The sequence below is a fragment of the Lentzea sp. NPDC036949 genome, from assembly GCF_055608075.1.
Genome location: NZ_JBVJRA010000005.1, coordinates 201,140 through 216,489, shown reverse-complemented (window position 1 = coordinate 216,489; position 15,350 = coordinate 201,140). Strand labels below are relative to the sequence as shown.

Below are 15,350 nucleotides of genomic sequence, written 5' to 3'. Positions count from 1 at the left end.
CCGTGCTCGGTCTCAGCTGGGGGCTCCGCACTCATCGTCCACCACTGGGCAACAGTCCGTAACTGGACGGGTGACGACCGTCACGGGACCATGCGCGATGTGACATCGTGATCACAGCGCGAGCAGACTCGTGCCGGATCGAAACCACCAGGTCGAAGACATACTTCGGAACCGCAAGTATTGTGCCGGGAACACCTGAGCTCGAGCACGGGAGACTTTGAGTTGTCTGGTCACCACACGATTGCCGAGACCGAGAAGGCCGTCCAAGCCAAGCTCGGTGCGGTGCCACTGCGTCGCGAGCAGATGGCGGCGGTGTCGAACATCCACCGCGCCGCGACCGCGATCCGGCAGCACCTCGAGAACTCGGTGCTGCGCACCAGCGATCTGACCTGGACCGGCTTCGTCGTGCTCTGGGTCGTGTGGATCTGGGGCGAGATGGAGACGCGGTACGTCGCCGAGGAGGCCGGCATCTCCAAGGGCACCCTGACCGGCGTCGCCAAGACGCTGCAGTCGCGGGGCCTGCTGGAGCGCATGGGCCACCCGACCGACGGGCGCCTCGCGGTCCTGCGCCTCACCCCTGAGGGTGAAGAGCTGATGGCCGACCTCTTCCCCAAGTTCAACGAGGAGGAGGTCTTCGTCTCCGACCCGCTGGAGTCGTCGGAGGCGCAGTCGCTGGCCGAGATGCTGCGCCGGATGGTGACGCACCTGGAGGCCAACGGCGAGCAGCGCCGGCTCGACCTGCGCGGCGACACGCCGTTGCCGCCGCGCCGCTCCGGCCGCCGCGCCAAGCACGGCTGAGGACCTGCGCGCCCGTTGGGCGACTCACCGGGGGTGGGTCGCCCACTTCGGCGTTCCCCCGCTGTCCGACCCGGAGCGCAGGCCGCTTGACCTGCACCGTCAGAGCAGGCTGAGCACCCGCGCGTGCAGCGTGTCGAGGTACTCCTCGGACTCCGGCTTCATCAGCACGCTGCGCAGCACCCGCGCCCCGTCCGCGTCCGCCGCCACGCCGGGGTGCCGTGCTGCGAACGCCTCCTTCGACGCCCGTGCCACGCTCAGGAACACCGGGTCGACGGCGGCGTTCATGCCGGTCTGCATCACCCGGTGCGCCGCCGCGTCCACGGCCGAGAGCGTCAGCGGGCTGGTCCGCGGGAAGTACGTGACGATGTCGAGCTCGGGCTCCTGGTAGAGCTCCAGCTGCTCCGACTCGCGGATCAGCCCCGCCCACCGCACGGCCGCGCGCCGTCCGGCCGCCAGCACCTCGCCCAGGCCCTCGCGGGTCAGCGGGAGCAGCTTCAGCGTCAGCCACAGCCCCGCGGCGGCCGCACCGGCACGGGAGCACTCCAGGCTGATCTCACCGAGGTGCAGCTCGTCGGACGTGAAGTACGTGTAGGGCGAATCGTGCAGGTAGAAGCGGCCCACGGACGGGTCGCGGAACAACACCGCACCACAGCCGTAGGGCTGAAGACCGTGCTTGTGCGGATCGACCACGACGGAGTCACACGATCCGATGGCCTCCCACGGCTCCGGCGCCAGGTCCGTGCCCGCGAGCAACGCGAAGAACCCGCCGTACGCACCGTCCACGTGCACCCGCACGTCGTAACGCCGTGCGATGTCCAGCACGAGATGCACCGGTTCGATGGCACCCAAAGCGGTGGTTCCCGGCGTGACCACGACCGTTCCGACCTTGCCGCCGCGCAGCAGCGCTTCGAGAGCGTCCAGGTCCATGCGCCCGCGACTGTCCACGGGCACGGGGAACCCCTCGACACCGAGCACACCGCACATGCGCGAGTGTGTGTAGTGCGCCTCGGAGGAGTACGCGACGCCACGGCCCGGATGCAGCGACCGGGCGACGAACAACGCCTCCAGGTTGGCGATCGTGCCGCTGGAGGTGAGGTGGCCGAGGTGCTGCTCGCCGTAGCCGAACATCCCCGCGAGACCGGCCACGACCTCGCGTTCCATCGCCGCGGTCGCCGGGCCGCCGTCCAGCGCGTGGTTGTTCGGGTTGATCAGCATCGCCGACAGGTAGCCGACGACGGCGGCCGGGTGCGGCGGTTTCAGCATCTGGCCCGCGTAGCGCGGGTGGAAGAACGGGTAGTTGTCGCGCAGCCGGTCCTGCAGCTCGGCGAGCGCCGACCCGAAGAGCGCCGGGTCGACCTCGACGGACGAGTGGGGTGTGAAGGTGCCGTACTCGGCGGTCCACTTCTCGTGGTTGGTCAGCGCCTCGTTGAGCCAGTGCTGAAGATCCACCGCACACCCCACTCGTCCGATCCGGTTGTTCGAATTCGGACGTTACGGCAGACCCCAGCGCGAAGACGAGCCGTTGGCCGTCACATCGCGCGCTACGACGTTCGGACGAGTGCCCTTGCGACTGACGATGGCCGTCTGCCCACGCCGCAACGGCACGACGATGGCCGAACCCTGCTGCTTGTGGTCCAGTCGCCGGCCCCACGGGTCGCGCACGTCGATGTCACCGGTGATGCCGTGGTCGAGCACCAGCGGCGCACCGGCCTCCGAGTGCACCCGCACCCAGTCGGTGCGCCCGCCCGATCGTGACGCGTCGACCAGGAACGCGCCCTGGGTGCGCAACGACGAGATGGACGCGTCGGCCCACGTCTGCGAGACGGACGGGAAGACGCGCACGACGTTGTTGTGCGACTGGACCATCATCTCCAGCACGGCCTGGCCGGACATGAGCGGCGACTCGATCGCGAGGTTGCTGCCCTCGCGGTAGAAGGAGTTCTCGGTGAGCACCGCGTTGGACCCGACCGGCTTGCGGTCGAGGAAGTGGCGCAGGAACGCCAGCGCCTCCTCCGGCCGCCCCATCGCCGAGGCCATCGCGGACGCGGCGCCGTAGCTGTAGCCGGCCCAGGCCTCGCGGCGCGACACCCAGTGGTCGAACGTCCGCGCGATCAGGTCGCGGTGCTCGGCCACGTCCCACGTGAGCTCGCGCAGCGGGTAGAACCACAGCAGGTGCGAGAAGTGCCGGTGCGAGTCGGTGAGCGCCACGTCCTTGCCGATCAACGCGCCGTCCGGACCCAGGTGGTAGGGCACGAGCCGGGTCAGCACGTCCCGCCAGCGCGGGTTCTCCTCGATCGACAGCAGCGTGCGCACGCCCCAGCGGATCAGCGAGAGGTCGTAGGTCGTGTCCGTGGCGTTGGCGTACTCCGGGGACCGCGTCTCCGGCAGGTGCAGCCTGCCGTCGGTGCCCTCGACGAGGAACCGCGCGTAGTAGTTGACGGCCTTGGTGAGGATCGGGAAGAGGACGTCCCTGAGGATCTTCTCGTCCATCGTGTGCCGGTAGCCCAGCCACACGTTGTGGCACGCCCACAGAAGATTGCCCGTGTGGTCATTCGGCGCCACGCCGGGCACACCGCAGTAGCGCGGCCCGGAGCGCAACGTGCGGTCGCCGGGGTGGCAGATCGCGTACGAGTCCCCGTCCCGGTAGGCGGGGTTGATGTTGCGTTCGAGGTTGTGCTCGTAGCGCTTCAGCGTGGTCGTCACGGCGTCGAGCTCGTGGTGGTTCGAGCCGTTGACCAGCGGGTACGAGATCTGGACGTTGAGGTTCCACCACACGGCCGTCCAGCTGTTGCCCTGCTCGGGGAACCACGGCCCCCACTCGCTGATGACCGGCGCGTCGGCGCGGGTGGCGGCGGCCATCTTGTAGAGCTGCAACCAGTAGAAGCGCTGCACGAGCTTGTCCGGCACCGACACCAGCGACTTGGCGAAGTACGCGTTCCACCAACGGCGGTGCTGCAGCAGCAGTACCTCGAACGGGATCGCCAGCGCCGTGCGCACCTCACGGATCGCGTCAGACGTGTGCGTGTCCGCGGGATGCGTGTACGCCACATGGGCCGCGAACCGGCCGCCGCGGGCCGACCAGGCCGTCGTGTAGCCACCGCCCGCGTGCAACGGCTGCGCGGCGTACGAGACGCCGTTCGCGGTGCCCAGCGCCGGCGCGGGGTTCGCGGTGTAGTCGGCCGGCCTGCGGACCTGGCGGGTCGTCGAGGACTCCAGCGGCTGGAACCCCCAGGTCACGTCACCGCGCACGGACGCGAGGAACGTGCTGCGCGCGTTGTGCACCAGCATCGTGAAGGTGGCACTGCCCTGCGTGGTGGTCACCGAGCCGGTCAGCTCCGCGTTCCACAGGTCGAGCGTCCAGTCCACGGCCGTGATCGCGCCGGCGAACCGCAGCGTCAGGTACCCGATCGGCAATCGGGACAGCCCGATCGCGGCCTCCCAGTGTTCGCGCTGGTCCTGCACCTCGGAGTGGCTGAGCATGAGCTTCAGCTCGTCCGGCGTGCGCCCGGCGTAGACCTGCACGCCCAGGAAGCCGTTCGCGAGGAACGGGCTGTCGCCCCAGTTCTGCGGCAGCCGCCGCCACTCCATCCGGGCGTCGCGGACCACGTCCCGGTGGACGTTGTGACCCGATGTCTCAGGGGCGGTCGGCGCTGCGACCGAGGTGCCCGAGCCCAGTGCCGACGCACCCACGGCTGCGCCTGTTCCGTACAGAAAGGTTCTACGCGACAGCTCTGTCACTGTTGGTCCCTCCGTGCCGTGGCGGCGGCGGAACGGATCTAACCGCAGAAGTCATCCGATGACTAGCGACGCTGTGACGATCACCGCGCTGTTGCCCCCAAATCGTTGTTGCACAGTCCTAGCCACAGCAGAGGTCCGGCAATTAGCGTGACCGCACATGTCAGCCATTGCCATGCACATGAGCGACGGCCTGCTGAACGCGCCGACGTCGGTCGCGTTCCTGGTCGTCGCCGCGGTGGGTGTCGGGGTCGCGCTGGTGAAGGCCCGCGCCGACCTGGACGACCGGACCGCCCCGATGGCCGGGCTCGTCGCGACCTTCATCTTCGCCGTCCAGATGATCAATTTCCCGATCCTGCCGGGTGCGTCCGGGCACCTGCTCGGCGGTGCGCTCGCGGCGATCCTGGTCGGCCCCTGGGTCGGTGCGCTGTGCGTGACGATCGTGCTGGTGGTGCAGGCGCTGCTGTTCGCCGACGGCGGGCTCACGGCGCTGGGCACCAACGTCACCAACATGGCCCTGATCGGCACCGCGGCCGGGTTCGCGGTGGCGGTGGCGCTGCGGGGGCTCGCGAACCGGGGCAAGGGCGGGCTCGCGGTCGTCGCGTTCGTGTCGGCGCTGGTCAACACGCTGCTCGCCGCGACGGGGTTCGTCGTCGAGTACGCGATCGGCGGGCAGGGCGGGGTGGAGATCGGCCAGGTCGCACTCCTCATGCTCGGCTTCCACGCGCTGATCGGCGTCGGTGAGGGTCTGATCACCGCCGCGACCGTCACGTCGGTCGCCGCGATCCGCCCTGACCTCGTGCACCTGCTCAAGGGCACCCGCTCGCCGCTGGAGGTCCGGTCGTGAAGAGGTTCTTCCTCGGGTTCGCGGTGGTGTCGCTGCTGATCGCGGGCGTGCTGTCGTACTTCGCCTCCGGCGACCCGGACGGCCTGGACAAGACGGTCGAGGACACCGGCATCGCCGAGCACGCGCAGGAGCACCCGTTCGCGGGCAGCGCCTTCGCCGACTACGCGCTCGGCGGTGACGACCGGTTCACCGGCCTCGCGGGCGTGCTCGGCGTGGTGGTCGTGCTCGGACTGTCGTTCGGGCTGTTCTGGCTGCTGCGCAAGAAGACGAAGGCATGAGCGGGAGCCACCACGTCCTGCACCACGCCGGTGACTCACCGGTGCACCGCCTCGCACCCCACGTGAAGATCCTCGTGGCGTTCGCGGCGGTGCTGGGCGTCGTGGCCACCCCGCGCACGTGGTTCCCCGTCTTCGGGCTCTACCTCCTCGTGCTCGTCGCCGTTTGGGCGGTAGCACGCGTCTCACCGTGGTGGTTCCTCAAGCGCGCGGTGATCGAGGTGCCGTTCGTGGTGCTCGCGTTTCTGCTGCCGATCTTCGGCGCGGGCCCGCGCACCGACCTCCTCGGCGTCTCGGTCTCGGTCGAGGGCGCGCTCGCCGGGTGGAACATCCTGGCCAAGGGCACGCTCGGCGTGCTGGTCAGCCTCACGCTGGCCGCCACCACCGCACCCGGTGACCTGCTCAAGGGCCTGCAGCGGTTGCGCGTGCCCGCGTCGATGATCATGATCGCCACGCTGATGCTGCGCTACGGCGAGGTCGTGGCCGGCGAGGCGAAGCGGATGCGCGTCGCCCGCATCTCCCGCGGCGACGACCCGCGGTTCCTGTGGCAGGCCGGTGCGCTGGCCCGCTCGGTCGGCACGCTGTTCATCCGGTCCTACGAACGCGGAGAGAGGGTGCACCTCGCCATGGTGTCGCGCGGCTGGACCGGCCGGCCGGGAGGTTCGGCCACGATCGTTCCCGAGACCCCGGCCGCCGCGGCGGTGCAGGTCTCCAAGCTCGCCTTCGCCTACCCGGACGGCCACCAGGCGCTGTTCGGCGTGGACCTGCGGGTCGAGCGCGGCGAACGGGTCGCGGTGCTCGGCCCGAACGGCGCCGGCAAGACCACGCTGGCACTGCACCTCAACGGCGTCCACTCCGGCGGCTCCGGCACGGTTGCGATCGCGGGCCTCGAGGTCAGCGGGGCGAACCTGCGCGAGATCCGCCGCCGCGTCGGCCTGGTCTTCCAGGACCCGGACGACCAGCTGTTCTGCCCGACCGTGCGCGAGGACGTCGCGTTCGGCCCGCAGAACTTCGGCATGTCCGATGTGGACGAACGGGTGCTGGGGGCGTTGCGGGCGGTCGGGATGGAGGCGGTCGCCGACCGCTCACCCCTGCACCTGTCCGGCGGTCAGCGCCGCCGCGTCGCGCTCGCCACGGTGCTCGCGTGCGACCCGGAGGTCCTGGTGCTGGACGAGCCGTCCGCGAACCTGGAACCCGTGGCCCGCCGCGAGCTCGCCGAACTGCTGCTCGGCCTGGGCCGCACGATGCTCGTGGTCACCCACGACCTGCCGTTCGCGCTGCAGACCTGCCCGCGCAGCGTCCTGGTCGACGACGGCGTGGTCGTCGCGGACGGACCCACCCGCGAGCTCCTCGCCGACGCCGACCTGCTCGCCCGCCACCGCCTCGAACTGCCCTACGGCTTCCGGCTCGACTGAAGCCCGCTGGTCACGATCTCCAGCAGCAGCGCGGGGTTTGCCCCCTCGTGCAGGCTCTGCAGCATCCCCTTCATCAGCGCCACCAGGTCCTTCGTCGTCACGTCCGCGCGCACCGCACCGGCGGCCTGAGCCCGTTCCAGCAGCCCGCCGAGCGCCGCGTGCAGCCGGTCCCGCAGCTCGGACGGCACGGTGATCGCGTCGGACAGGTCCCGCTTCGCCGCCGCCTCGTCCGCCATCCGCCCGAGGAACGCGAACAGCGCCGCGCCCGGATCGCCGGCGGGGGCGGCGGCCGACTCGACCATCGCCGAGACGCGCGCGTCCGTGACGGCCTGGAACAGCGCCTGCTTGGTCGGGAAGTGCCGGTAGACGGTGCCGGGCCCGACCCCGGCGTGCGCGGCGATCTCGTCGAGCGGCACGTCGATGCCCTTCGACGCGAACAGCTCCCGTGCCGCCGCCAGCACCTTCTCGCGGTTCCGCGCCGCGTCGGCCCTCATCGTTGCCAACCGGGGCGTGCGTTCCGTATCGTCATAACCGGGGTCACCGTTCCGATTCTAGAGATGGGGGCAGGACAGATGGCACGCACACCGGCGGAGATCGTCGAGCACGTCCGCAGGCAGGTCGCGGGGGAGCAGGGCCACGACTCGTTCGCGGACCTGTTCACCGAGGACGGCGTGATGGCCTACCAGTTCCCGGCACCGTTCCAGCAGCCGGAGATCAAGGGGCGCAACGAGATCCGCGCCTACTTCGACAAGATGAGGGGCGCGCGGGTCCGCGAGAAGATCGAGGTCCAGCACGTCGAGGCGATCACCCGGCTCACCGACGACCCGGACGTGGTCGTCGCCGAGATCACGCACAGGGGGTGGTCGAAGGTGAAGCAGGACCACTACACCTTCACCGCCATCGCGGTCATCCACCTGCGCGACGGCGAGATCGCCCGCTACGACGACTACATGAACCCGCTACTGCTGACCGAGCTGCTGGGCGCCTGACGCCCGGCCGCGCCGCTCGGCCAGCACGGCGGCCAGGTACGGGTACGGGTGGACGTGCTCGGCGCGCGGCGACCGGACGGCGGCACCCACGTCGTCCGCGAGCCGCGCCCCGAGCTCCAGCTGCGCCCTCTCGCCGAGCTCGTGGTAGCGGCCCAGGTACTGCCGCGCCGCGAGCACCAGCTCCTCCGGCAGCTGCGACAGGTCGAGGCCCCGGGCCCACTCGGCCAGCGGTGCCGGCATCTCCACCGGCGTCACCGCCTGCTCCGGCACCCGCGTGTGCACCACGACGGTGCCCGCGAGGTAGTCGCCGACCCGCTTGCCCTGCGCGGAGAACAGCGACACGAACAACGCCACCGCGCCGCCGAGGCCCAGCGCCCAGAAGTCGACGAAGAACCCGGTGAGCGCGCGCACCAGGGCGTGGCGGAAGCGGATCGAGCCGCCGTCGTCGCGCACCACCCGCAGTCCCATGACGAGCTTGCCCAGCGACCGGCCGCGCGTCAACGACTCCACCGCGGCCGGGTACCCGACCAGCACGGCGATCGTGAGCGACAACGCGAGCGCCGACTGCAGCGCGTCGTCGAAGCCGATCGGCGACAACAGGAACACGCCGAGCAACAACAGGAACTGCACGAGCACGTCGAACGCGAACGCGACCGCCCTGCTGGCCAGCCGCGCCACGCGCAGGTCCAGAACTACCGCTTCACCGGTGACGAGATCCCCCACGCGGATAGTGTGACCCATCGTGGATCTGGACGTGTTCATCGAGCGCAACCGCGCGTCGTGGGAGCGGCTCGACCAGCTGGTCGGCAGGTCCGGCCGGTTGACCGGGCCCGAGGCCGACGAGCTGATCGAGCTCTACCAGCGCGTCACCACACACCTGTCGACCGTGCGCAGCCAGACACCGGACGTGGCCACCGTGGAACGTCTCTCCACTTTGGTCGCGCGTGCGCGCGCTGCGGTGACGGGCACGCACACGCCCGCATGGCGCATCTTCACCCGTTTCTTCACACACCGGTTCCCGGCCGCCGTCTACCGCGGATGGCGCTGGTGGGTTCCGGCCGGGGTGGCGTTCTACCTGCTCACCGGTGTCATGGCGGCCTGGATCGCGACGAACCCGGACGTGCAGGCGCTGATCGCCGCACCCGACGAGCTGCGCGAGATGACCAGGGCCGGCGGCGGTTACGAGGCCTACTACTCCAGCGACCCGGCGGGCTCGTTCGCGGCCAAGGTGTGGACGAACAACGCCTGGGTGGCCGCCGCGTGCCTGCTGCTCGGCGTGCTGTTCGCGCTCCCGCCGATCTACCTGCTCTTCACCAACGCCGTGAACCTCGCCGTCGGCGTCGGCCTGATGTTCGGCGCCGGCCGCGGTGAGGTGTTCCTGGGGCTGCTGGCACCGCACGGCCTGCTGGAGCTGACGGCGGTGTTCGTCGCGGCGGGCATCGGCATGCGGCTGGGCTGGCAGGTCATCGACCCCGGCCCGCGCACCCGTGCTGCCGCGCTCGCCACCGAGGGCCGCGCGGTGGTGGCAGTGGCGCTCGGGCTGGTCGTGGTGCTGCTGGTGTCCGGTGTGCTGGAGGGGTTCGTGACGCCGTCGGGGTGGCCGACGTGGGCGCGGGTCGGCATCGGCGTGGCCGCCGAGGTGCTGTTCCTGCTGTACGTCTTCGTGATCGGGCGGCGGGCGGCGCTGGAGGGCGAGACCGGGGACGTGGACGCGGGCGAGCGCGAGGACGTCGTGCCCACGTCCGTCTGAATCTTGCTTGCCTAGAGCTTGCCCGCCGCCTTCAGCGACAGGTAGCGGTCCGCGAGCGCGCGAGGCAGGTCGTCGGGCAACGCGTCCACGACCTCGACACCGTGCCGTGCGAGCAAAGCGGTGAGACGGCGGCGTTCGGCCAACGTGCGTTCCGCGGCGGCGGCGTTGTAGACGGCTTCCAGGTCACCGCGTCCGGCGGCCATCGCGTGCACCGCCGGGTCGGACACCGACGCGATGAGCAACCGGTGCCGCGCGGCCAGAGCCGGCAGCAGCGGCAGCAGGCCGTGCTCGATCGACGGTTCCAGCGACGTCAGCAGCACGACCAGCGACCGGCGCGCGGCACGCCGCAGCACCTCCGCGACCGCGCCGCGGGCGTCGAACTCGACCAGCTCGGCCTCCAGCGGCGCCATCGCGGCGACCAGGGCCGGCAGCGTCGCGCGCGGCACCGAGGCCCGCACCTTGCCGCTGTGGGCCAGGAAGCCGACCTGGTCGCGCGCCTGAACGGCGAGCGCGGACAACAGCAGCGCCGCGTCCATGGCCGTGTCCAGCCGGGGCAGGCCACCCAGCGAGCCCTCGACCCGACCGGCCGCCGTGCGCGCGGTGTCCAGCACGATCAGCACCTGCCGGTCGCGTTCCGGCCGCCACGTGCGCACCACGACGTCCGATGACCGCGCCGACGCACGCCAGTCGATCGACCGCACGTCGTCGCCGATCACGTACGTCCGCAGCGAGTCGAACTCCGTGCCCGCGCCGCGGATCAGCGACGCCCGGCGGCCGTCGAGCTCCCGCAGGCGTTCCAGCAACGGCGGCAGGTGCTTGCGGCTGTGGAACGGCGGCAACGCGCGCACGGTCCACGGCACCTCGTGCGACCCCTGCCGGGCCGCGATCCCCAGCGGGCCCAGAGAACGCACGGTCACGCGATCCGCCGTGCGGTCCCCTCGGCGCACCGGCCGGAGCTCGAACGTCAGCGTCCGCGACCCGCCGGCGGGCACGTCCACGGCCACCCGGTCGGCCACCACCCCCGCCGAAGGCGCCCACGCGTCCCGGAGAACGCCGCGCAACCGACGACCGGGGTTGTGCACCGTCAACTGCACCGAGCACAGCTCGCCCGTGCGCACAGACGTCGCTCCCGCGCGTGAGAACGTCAACCGCCGGACGCCCGCCGCCAGCACGAGATCGGCCGCCACACACACGACCAGCACCGCGAGCACGACGAGAATTCCTTGCCACGACGGCAAGACCAGCCCGACGACGAACACCCCGATGAGCGCGAGCAGCGCCGCGCGGCCCGTGAGCGCCACGTCAGCGCGGCACCGGAACGGCCCCGAGCACGCCGTCCAGCACGCCGTCCGCCGTCACGCCCTCCAGCTCGGCCTCCGGGCGCAGCTCCAGCCGGTGCCGCAACGCGGGCCTCGCCAGCGACTTCACGTCGTCCGGCGTCACGTAGTCACGTCCGGACAACCACGCCCACGCCCGTGCGGCAGCGAGCAGAGCCGTTGCGCCACGCGGAGAAACGCCCAGGCGCACCGCGGGGGACTGGCGCGTCGCACGGCACACGTCCACGACGTACGCGATCACCTCGGGCGCGACGGTCAACGCGCGCACGGCCGCGGAACCAGCCTCCAGGTGCTCCGCCCCGGCCACCGCCGACAGGTGCGAGAGGTCGCGCGGGTCGAACCCGGACGCGTGCCGGGTCAGCACGTCGATCTCCTGCTCCCGCCCCGGCACCGGCATGGTGACCTTGAGCAGGAACCGGTCGAGCTGCGCCTCGGGCAACGGGTAGGTGCCCTCGTACTCCACCGGGTTCTGGGTGGCCACGACGATGAACGGCGCCGGCAGCGGCCGGGTCTTGCCGTCCGCGGACACCTGCCGTTCCTCCATCGCCTCCAGCAGCGCCGACTGCGTCTTCGGCGGCGTGCGGTTGATCTCGTCGGCCAGCAGCAGGTTCGTGAACACCGGGCCCTCGCGGAACGAGAACGTGGCGTTGTGCGCGTCGTGGACCAGCGACCCGGTCAGGTCGCCCGGCATCAGGTCCGGCGTGAACTGCACCCGCGTCGTCTCCAGGTCCAGTGCCTTCGCCATGGCCCGCACGAGCAGCGTCTTCGCCACGCCGGGCACGCCTTCGAGCAGCACGTGCCCCCTGCACAGCAACGCGAGGATCAGCGACGTCACCGCGGCGTCGTTGCCCACCACGGCCTTGCCGATCTCCGTGCGCAACGCCACCAGCGCCGTGCGTGCTTCCTCGGTGGTGACCACTGCCGTCATCCCTTGCGCACCTCGTTCTCCAAAGCGTCCAGCTCGTCGGCCAGCGCGACCAGCCCCCGGTCGTCCACCGGCCCGTCGTCGTAGAGCAGCGTCCGCACCTGCGGCACCGGACGCGAAGTCCTGCGGGCGATCTCCTCGGACGGGTCCGCACCCACCGGCACGCCCAGCAGCGGTGCCAGCCGGTCGCGGGTCGCCTGCCGCAGCACCGCCGCCGCGTGGCCCGCCGCGTGCGAGGACCGGTACAGCCGGGCCCTGCCCTCCACGGTCTCGGCGGCGCGCACCACGACCGGCAGCCGTTCTGGCACCACCCGGCCGAGCCTGCGGGCCCGCCACAGCGCGACCACCACGGCCGCGATCCCCAGCTGCAGCGCCGCGAACAGCCATCCGGCCGGGACGAGGTCGGACAGCGCCTTCTGCTGCGAGCGGTCCGCCGCGGCCGGCAGGTACCAGACCAGCCGTTCGTGCTGGCCGAGCAACGCGAGCGCGAGCGCGGCGTTGCCCTCCTCGTCGAGGTCGTCGTTGGTGAAGACGCCGCCGAACCCGATCATCGTGACCGTGCCGGTGCGCACCAGCGTCGAGTCGTAGCAGCTCTGCTCGCCGGTGTAGGTGAACCCGCCGGTCGTGACCGCACCGGCCCGGTCCGCGAGCGGGCAACCCGGCTGGCGGGTCTCGACCTCCACGCGGCCCAGGTCGCTCGCCGGTGCCACGAGCACGGTCGCCGCGGCCGCCTCGCTCAGGCCGGCCAGTCGTGCCGGGTCGATCAGGTTCGGCTGCGCGACGAACAGCGTCGCACCGTCCACCGTGGACACGTCGTCGGTGAGCTCGACGCGCACCCCGTTCTGCCGCAACAGCTCCGCCAGCGCGTGGCTGCCCTGCGGCTGGAACGAGCGGGGGTCGAGCGAGCCGCCCTCGCCGCTGCCGCGCAGCACCGTGATCACGACGGCCGTCGCGAGGATGATCACGCCGATGAGCAGCGGTCCTCTGGCAGCGGACCAGATCCGCCCCGCGTCGGGGGAGACCGCCGTCATCCGCGCACCCGGTCGTCGACGGAGACCAGCTGCCGGTAGCCCTGGTCCGTGGCGGTCCGGCCGCCGTACCGGACGTCGTCGAACTGCACCGCCGCGCCGCGCAGGTCGTCGGCGAGGCCCGGCAGCGCACGGCCCGCCTCGGCGGCCACCTCGGCGACGGTGCGACCGGCCCGCGCGTCGAGCACTCCCCGTTGTTCCAGCTCCCGCACCACGGCGCGGAACCGTTCGCGGACCGCCTCGGCCAAGTCGCCGGCGGCGGCCGCGCGGTCGGCCGCGGCCCGGTGCTCGGCCGCGGTCATGACCGCGTCGCCGAAGACCTGCGCACCCGACCGCAGCGCGCGGCCGGTGCGCCCGGTGCGCAACCGGACGACGACCACGACGAGCACCACCACCGCCACGATGATCGTGACGGCGGTGATGCCGCTCATGCCGCCGGCACCCGCGAACAGCTCGTCCAGCTGCTCCAGCACCCACCGCAGGGCGCGTTCGACCGGGTTCGGGTCGTCGGAGACGTACGCCGGGTCGCTCAGCTCCCGGACGGCGGCCTCGCGGGCCTCGTCGCGGTCGAGGTCGACGGGTACGTCAGAGACCGCCATGCCCCGCGGCCCGCTGGAGCTCGATGTCCATGCCCTCGGCGCGCATCCGCCGGTCGACGTAGACCAGCACGGTCACCGCCGCGGTGAACGGCAGCGTGATCGTCGAGGCGATGATCGCGCCGATGGTCGTGAACACCAGCGACCCGATGCTCAGCGCGGCCGTGGGGTCGCCGGAGAAACCGGTCGTGGCCGACCCGAGCAGGGTGAACGGGATGCTGATGATCCAGTTGATGATCGCGCTGATCAGCGCGGCGAGCAGCAGGACGCCGAACGTCCGCCACCACGCGCCCCGCACGAGGGTCCGCGAGCGGCCGAACGCGGTGCCCACGCCGCAGCGCTCCAGCACCAGCGCCGGGGTGACGAGGCCGAACAGCACCCACAGCCAGACACCGGGGACGACGCAGAGGATCGCGCCGGCGGTGACGGCCAGGCCGTAGAGCAGCGTCGCGCCCAGCAACGGCAGCAGCCGCGGCTTGAACTCGTCCCAGGCCTCGGCGAACGTGACCGGCTGGCCCAGCACGGCGCGGCCGACGACCACGGTCACGAAGCCGGAGAGGAACACCGTGCCGACCACCAGCAGCAGCACGCTGAGCAGCGTGCCGGTGAAGAAGCCGACGAGACCGCTGGTGAGCTGGTCCACCGCCTCCTGCTGGGTCATGGTGTTCGGGTCGAGCGTGGCGACCGAGGTGAGGTCGTCGAGGAACGGCAGCTGCACCAGCAGGCCGAGGACCTGCGTCACCGCGGCGACGACGGCGGCCGCGCCGATGATGAGCTTCGGGTGCTTGCGCATGGTGCTGACGGCACCGTCGACGATCTCGCCGATCGCGAGCGGGCGCAGCGGGATCACACCGGGCTTCATCGACGGCTGCGCGCCCGGCGGCGGCGGCGCGTTGTAGCCGTGCGGAGGCTGGTGCGGTTGCTGGTGGGGCTGGTCGGGTGAAGACCAGCCGGGCGTGTCGGACATCGCGGCTTACCCCCGGTCGTGGTGTTGGCGGAATCCTGCCAGAAGCGCGCTCGCGGTACAGGCGGACCGCGGAGCGAGTCGATCACGAATTGGCAGTGGTCCCGAGCTCGGCACGGGCGCGGTGAGGGCTCATCGCGCGCATGCCCGCGTCAGTGCAACGGCGCACCACCACCGGTTGTTGACGCAGGAGCCGCAACCCGCGGCGGACCAGCACCGGCACCGGCTTGCGGGCCTCGGCCACGTCCCTGGCGAACCGCCGGGCGAACGTCACCGGCGCGCTGGGCGCGAGCACGATCGCGTCCCTGAGCACCCCGGCCTTCCGCGCGCCGTCGACCAGCAGGTCGGCGAACAGTCCTTCCGCGACGAACGCGGGCGCGTCGCCCAGCTCGATCGTCTGCCAGCCCGTTCTGCGGTCCTCGCCGATGGAGTACACCGGCGCCTGGACCGTGCCGGTCGTGGAGAGCTCGACCACGGCGGCCAGTGCGGCGCCGGCGTTCCACGACCCGACGTCGTCCCAGTCGGCACGGCCGTGGTCGTCGCGGGGGAGCAGCGGGTCGTCGCCGTCGCGGTAGAAGTCGTCGAGGCGCAGCACCGGCCAGCCGAGGTGGGCGGCCAGCGTCGACTTGCCGGAGCCGGACGGGCCGGCCAGCAGGACGGCCCTGGGAGCGGGCACTGGGATGGGCACGAG

The 15,350-nt window shown here is 71.7% G+C and carries 16 protein-coding genes and 1 pseudogene; 7 read left to right on the top strand and 10 right to left on the bottom strand.

The window, feature by feature from the left end; all coding sequences use genetic code 11:
* Positions 1-282: 282 nt before the first annotated feature.
* Entirely contained in the window at positions 283-798 is a 516-nt protein-coding gene (locus ACZ7CD_RS16545; protein ID WP_245816540.1) for a MarR family winged helix-turn-helix transcriptional regulator, read from the top strand.
* A 99-nt stretch (positions 799-897) separates the two neighbouring features.
* Here ACZ7CD_RS16545 and ACZ7CD_RS16540 read toward each other — a convergent pair whose 3' ends face one another.
* Together ACZ7CD_RS16540 and ACZ7CD_RS16535 are read right to left on the bottom strand one after the other, a co-directional pair.
* Positions 898-2,247, bottom strand: coding sequence for a pyridoxal phosphate-dependent decarboxylase family protein (locus ACZ7CD_RS16540; protein WP_360386942.1), 1,350 nt, complete (start codon positions 2,245-2,247; stop codon positions 898-900).
* Between the two features lie 42 nt (positions 2,248-2,289).
* Positions 2,290-4,404: a glycosyl hydrolase family 95 catalytic domain-containing protein gene (locus ACZ7CD_RS16535; RefSeq protein WP_470379176.1), complete on the bottom strand. Its 2,115-nt coding sequence runs from the start codon at positions 4,402-4,404 to the stop codon at positions 2,290-2,292.
* A gap of 289 nt (positions 4,405-4,693) precedes the next feature.
* On the opposite strand from ACZ7CD_RS16535, the gene ACZ7CD_RS16530 reads away from it, so the two are divergent.
* The 4 genes and pseudogenes from ACZ7CD_RS16530 to ACZ7CD_RS16515 all read left to right on the top strand — a co-directional run bounded on the left by ACZ7CD_RS16530 (position 4,694) and on the right by ACZ7CD_RS16515 (position 7,070).
* On the top strand, positions 4,694-5,380 hold the full coding sequence (locus ACZ7CD_RS16530; protein WP_360386948.1) for an energy-coupling factor ABC transporter permease: 687 nt from the start codon (positions 4,694-4,696) through the stop codon (positions 5,378-5,380).
* The gene (locus ACZ7CD_RS16525; RefSeq protein WP_360386950.1) at positions 5,377-5,658 is read left to right on the top strand and encodes a PDGLE domain-containing protein; all 282 of its coding nucleotides are present in this window, start codon (positions 5,377-5,379) and stop codon (positions 5,656-5,658) included. Before ACZ7CD_RS16530 ends, ACZ7CD_RS16525 begins: the two co-directional genes overlap by 4 nt.
* Positions 5,655-6,293 (top strand): annotated as a pseudogene (cbiQ, locus tag ACZ7CD_RS16520) (cobalt ECF transporter T component CbiQ); the annotation flags it as partial. The gene ACZ7CD_RS16525 and the pseudogene cbiQ, both read left to right, overlap by 4 nt.
* Positions 6,282-7,070, top strand: coding sequence for an energy-coupling factor ABC transporter ATP-binding protein (locus ACZ7CD_RS16515; protein ID WP_470379287.1), 789 nt, complete (start codon positions 6,282-6,284; stop codon positions 7,068-7,070). The pseudogene cbiQ and the gene ACZ7CD_RS16515, both read left to right, overlap by 12 nt.
* Here the strand turns inward: ACZ7CD_RS16515 and ACZ7CD_RS16510 are convergent.
* Positions 7,049-7,564 carry a TetR/AcrR family transcriptional regulator gene (locus ACZ7CD_RS16510; RefSeq protein WP_360386953.1) on the bottom strand — a complete coding sequence of 172 codons (516 nt, stop codon included), beginning with the start codon at positions 7,562-7,564 and terminating at the stop codon, positions 7,049-7,051. The two genes, ACZ7CD_RS16515 and ACZ7CD_RS16510, sit on opposite strands and share 22 nt — an antisense overlap.
* Positions 7,565-7,642: 78 nt before the next feature.
* Between ACZ7CD_RS16510 and ACZ7CD_RS16505 the strand changes: the two genes are divergently transcribed.
* Entirely contained in the window at positions 7,643-8,059 is a 417-nt protein-coding gene (locus tag ACZ7CD_RS16505; protein ID WP_470379175.1) for a nuclear transport factor 2 family protein, read from the top strand.
* On the opposite strand, the gene ACZ7CD_RS16500 is transcribed toward ACZ7CD_RS16505, so the two are convergent.
* The gene (locus ACZ7CD_RS16500) at positions 8,030-8,782 is read right to left on the bottom strand and encodes an RDD family protein (protein WP_470373312.1); all 753 of its coding nucleotides are present in this window, start codon (positions 8,780-8,782) and stop codon (positions 8,030-8,032) included. The genes ACZ7CD_RS16505 and ACZ7CD_RS16500 overlap by 30 nt on opposite strands.
* A gap of 19 nt (positions 8,783-8,801) precedes the next feature.
* Here ACZ7CD_RS16500 and ACZ7CD_RS16495 point away from each other — a divergent pair, with 19 nt between their 5' ends.
* Positions 8,802-9,809, top strand: a complete 1,008-nt coding sequence (locus ACZ7CD_RS16495; protein WP_458433365.1) for a stage II sporulation protein M — start codon at positions 8,802-8,804, stop codon at positions 9,807-9,809.
* Positions 9,810-9,820: 11 nt separating this feature from the next.
* Here ACZ7CD_RS16495 and ACZ7CD_RS16490 read toward each other — a convergent pair whose 3' ends face one another.
* The 6 genes from ACZ7CD_RS16490 to ACZ7CD_RS16465 form a co-directional block, all read right to left on the bottom strand.
* Positions 9,821-11,110 (bottom strand): DUF58 domain-containing protein, encoded by a 1,290-nt coding sequence (locus ACZ7CD_RS16490; protein ID WP_458433364.1) that lies wholly within the window; start codon positions 11,108-11,110, stop codon positions 9,821-9,823.
* Between the two features lies 1 nt (position 11,111).
* On the bottom strand, positions 11,112-12,074 hold the full coding sequence (locus ACZ7CD_RS16485) for an AAA family ATPase (protein ID WP_458433363.1): 963 nt from the start codon (positions 12,072-12,074) through the stop codon (positions 11,112-11,114).
* Entirely contained in the window at positions 12,071-13,102 is a 1,032-nt protein-coding gene (locus ACZ7CD_RS16480) for a DUF4350 domain-containing protein (protein ID WP_470368614.1), read from the bottom strand. The genes ACZ7CD_RS16485 and ACZ7CD_RS16480 overlap by 4 nt, the downstream gene beginning before the upstream one ends.
* Complete coding sequence (locus ACZ7CD_RS16475) at positions 13,099-13,698, bottom strand: DUF4129 domain-containing protein (RefSeq protein ID WP_470379174.1); 600 nt, start codon at positions 13,696-13,698, stop codon at positions 13,099-13,101. The genes ACZ7CD_RS16480 and ACZ7CD_RS16475 overlap by 4 nt, the downstream gene beginning before the upstream one ends.
* The gene (locus tag ACZ7CD_RS16470; RefSeq protein ID WP_470379173.1) at positions 13,685-14,662 is read right to left on the bottom strand and encodes a DUF7847 domain-containing protein; all 978 of its coding nucleotides are present in this window, start codon (positions 14,660-14,662) and stop codon (positions 13,685-13,687) included. Before ACZ7CD_RS16470 ends, ACZ7CD_RS16475 begins: the two co-directional genes overlap by 14 nt.
* Before the next feature lie 82 nt (positions 14,663-14,744).
* Positions 14,745-15,347, bottom strand: a complete 603-nt coding sequence (locus tag ACZ7CD_RS16465; RefSeq protein WP_360386979.1) for a uridine kinase family protein — start codon at positions 15,345-15,347, stop codon at positions 14,745-14,747.
* Between the last annotated feature and the right edge of the window lie 3 nt (positions 15,348-15,350).

Coding starts and splice junctions, on each gene's coding strand:
- ACZ7CD_RS16530 (WP_360386948.1), top strand. CDS start 4,694: ATGTCAGCCATTGCCATGCACATGAGCGACGGCCTGCTGAACGCGCCG.
- ACZ7CD_RS16515 (WP_470379287.1), top strand. CDS start 6,282: ATGGTGTCGCGCGGCTGGACCGGCCGGCCGGGAGGTTCGGCCACGATC.
- ACZ7CD_RS16510 (WP_360386953.1), bottom strand. CDS start 7,564: ATGAGGGCCGACGCGGCGCGGAACCGCGAGAAGGTGCTGGCGGCGGCA.
- ACZ7CD_RS16505 (WP_470379175.1), top strand. CDS start 7,643: ATGGCACGCACACCGGCGGAGATCGTCGAGCACGTCCGCAGGCAGGTC.
- ACZ7CD_RS16485 (WP_458433363.1), bottom strand. CDS start 12,074: ATGACGGCAGTGGTCACCACCGAGGAAGCACGCACGGCGCTGGTGGCG.
- ACZ7CD_RS16480 (WP_470368614.1), bottom strand. CDS start 13,102: ATGACGGCGGTCTCCCCCGACGCGGGGCGGATCTGGTCCGCTGCCAGA.
- ACZ7CD_RS16475 (WP_470379174.1), bottom strand. CDS start 13,698: ATGGCGGTCTCTGACGTACCCGTCGACCTCGACCGCGACGAGGCCCGC.
- ACZ7CD_RS16470 (WP_470379173.1), bottom strand. CDS start 14,662: ATGTCCGACACGCCCGGCTGGTCTTCACCCGACCAGCCCCACCAGCAA.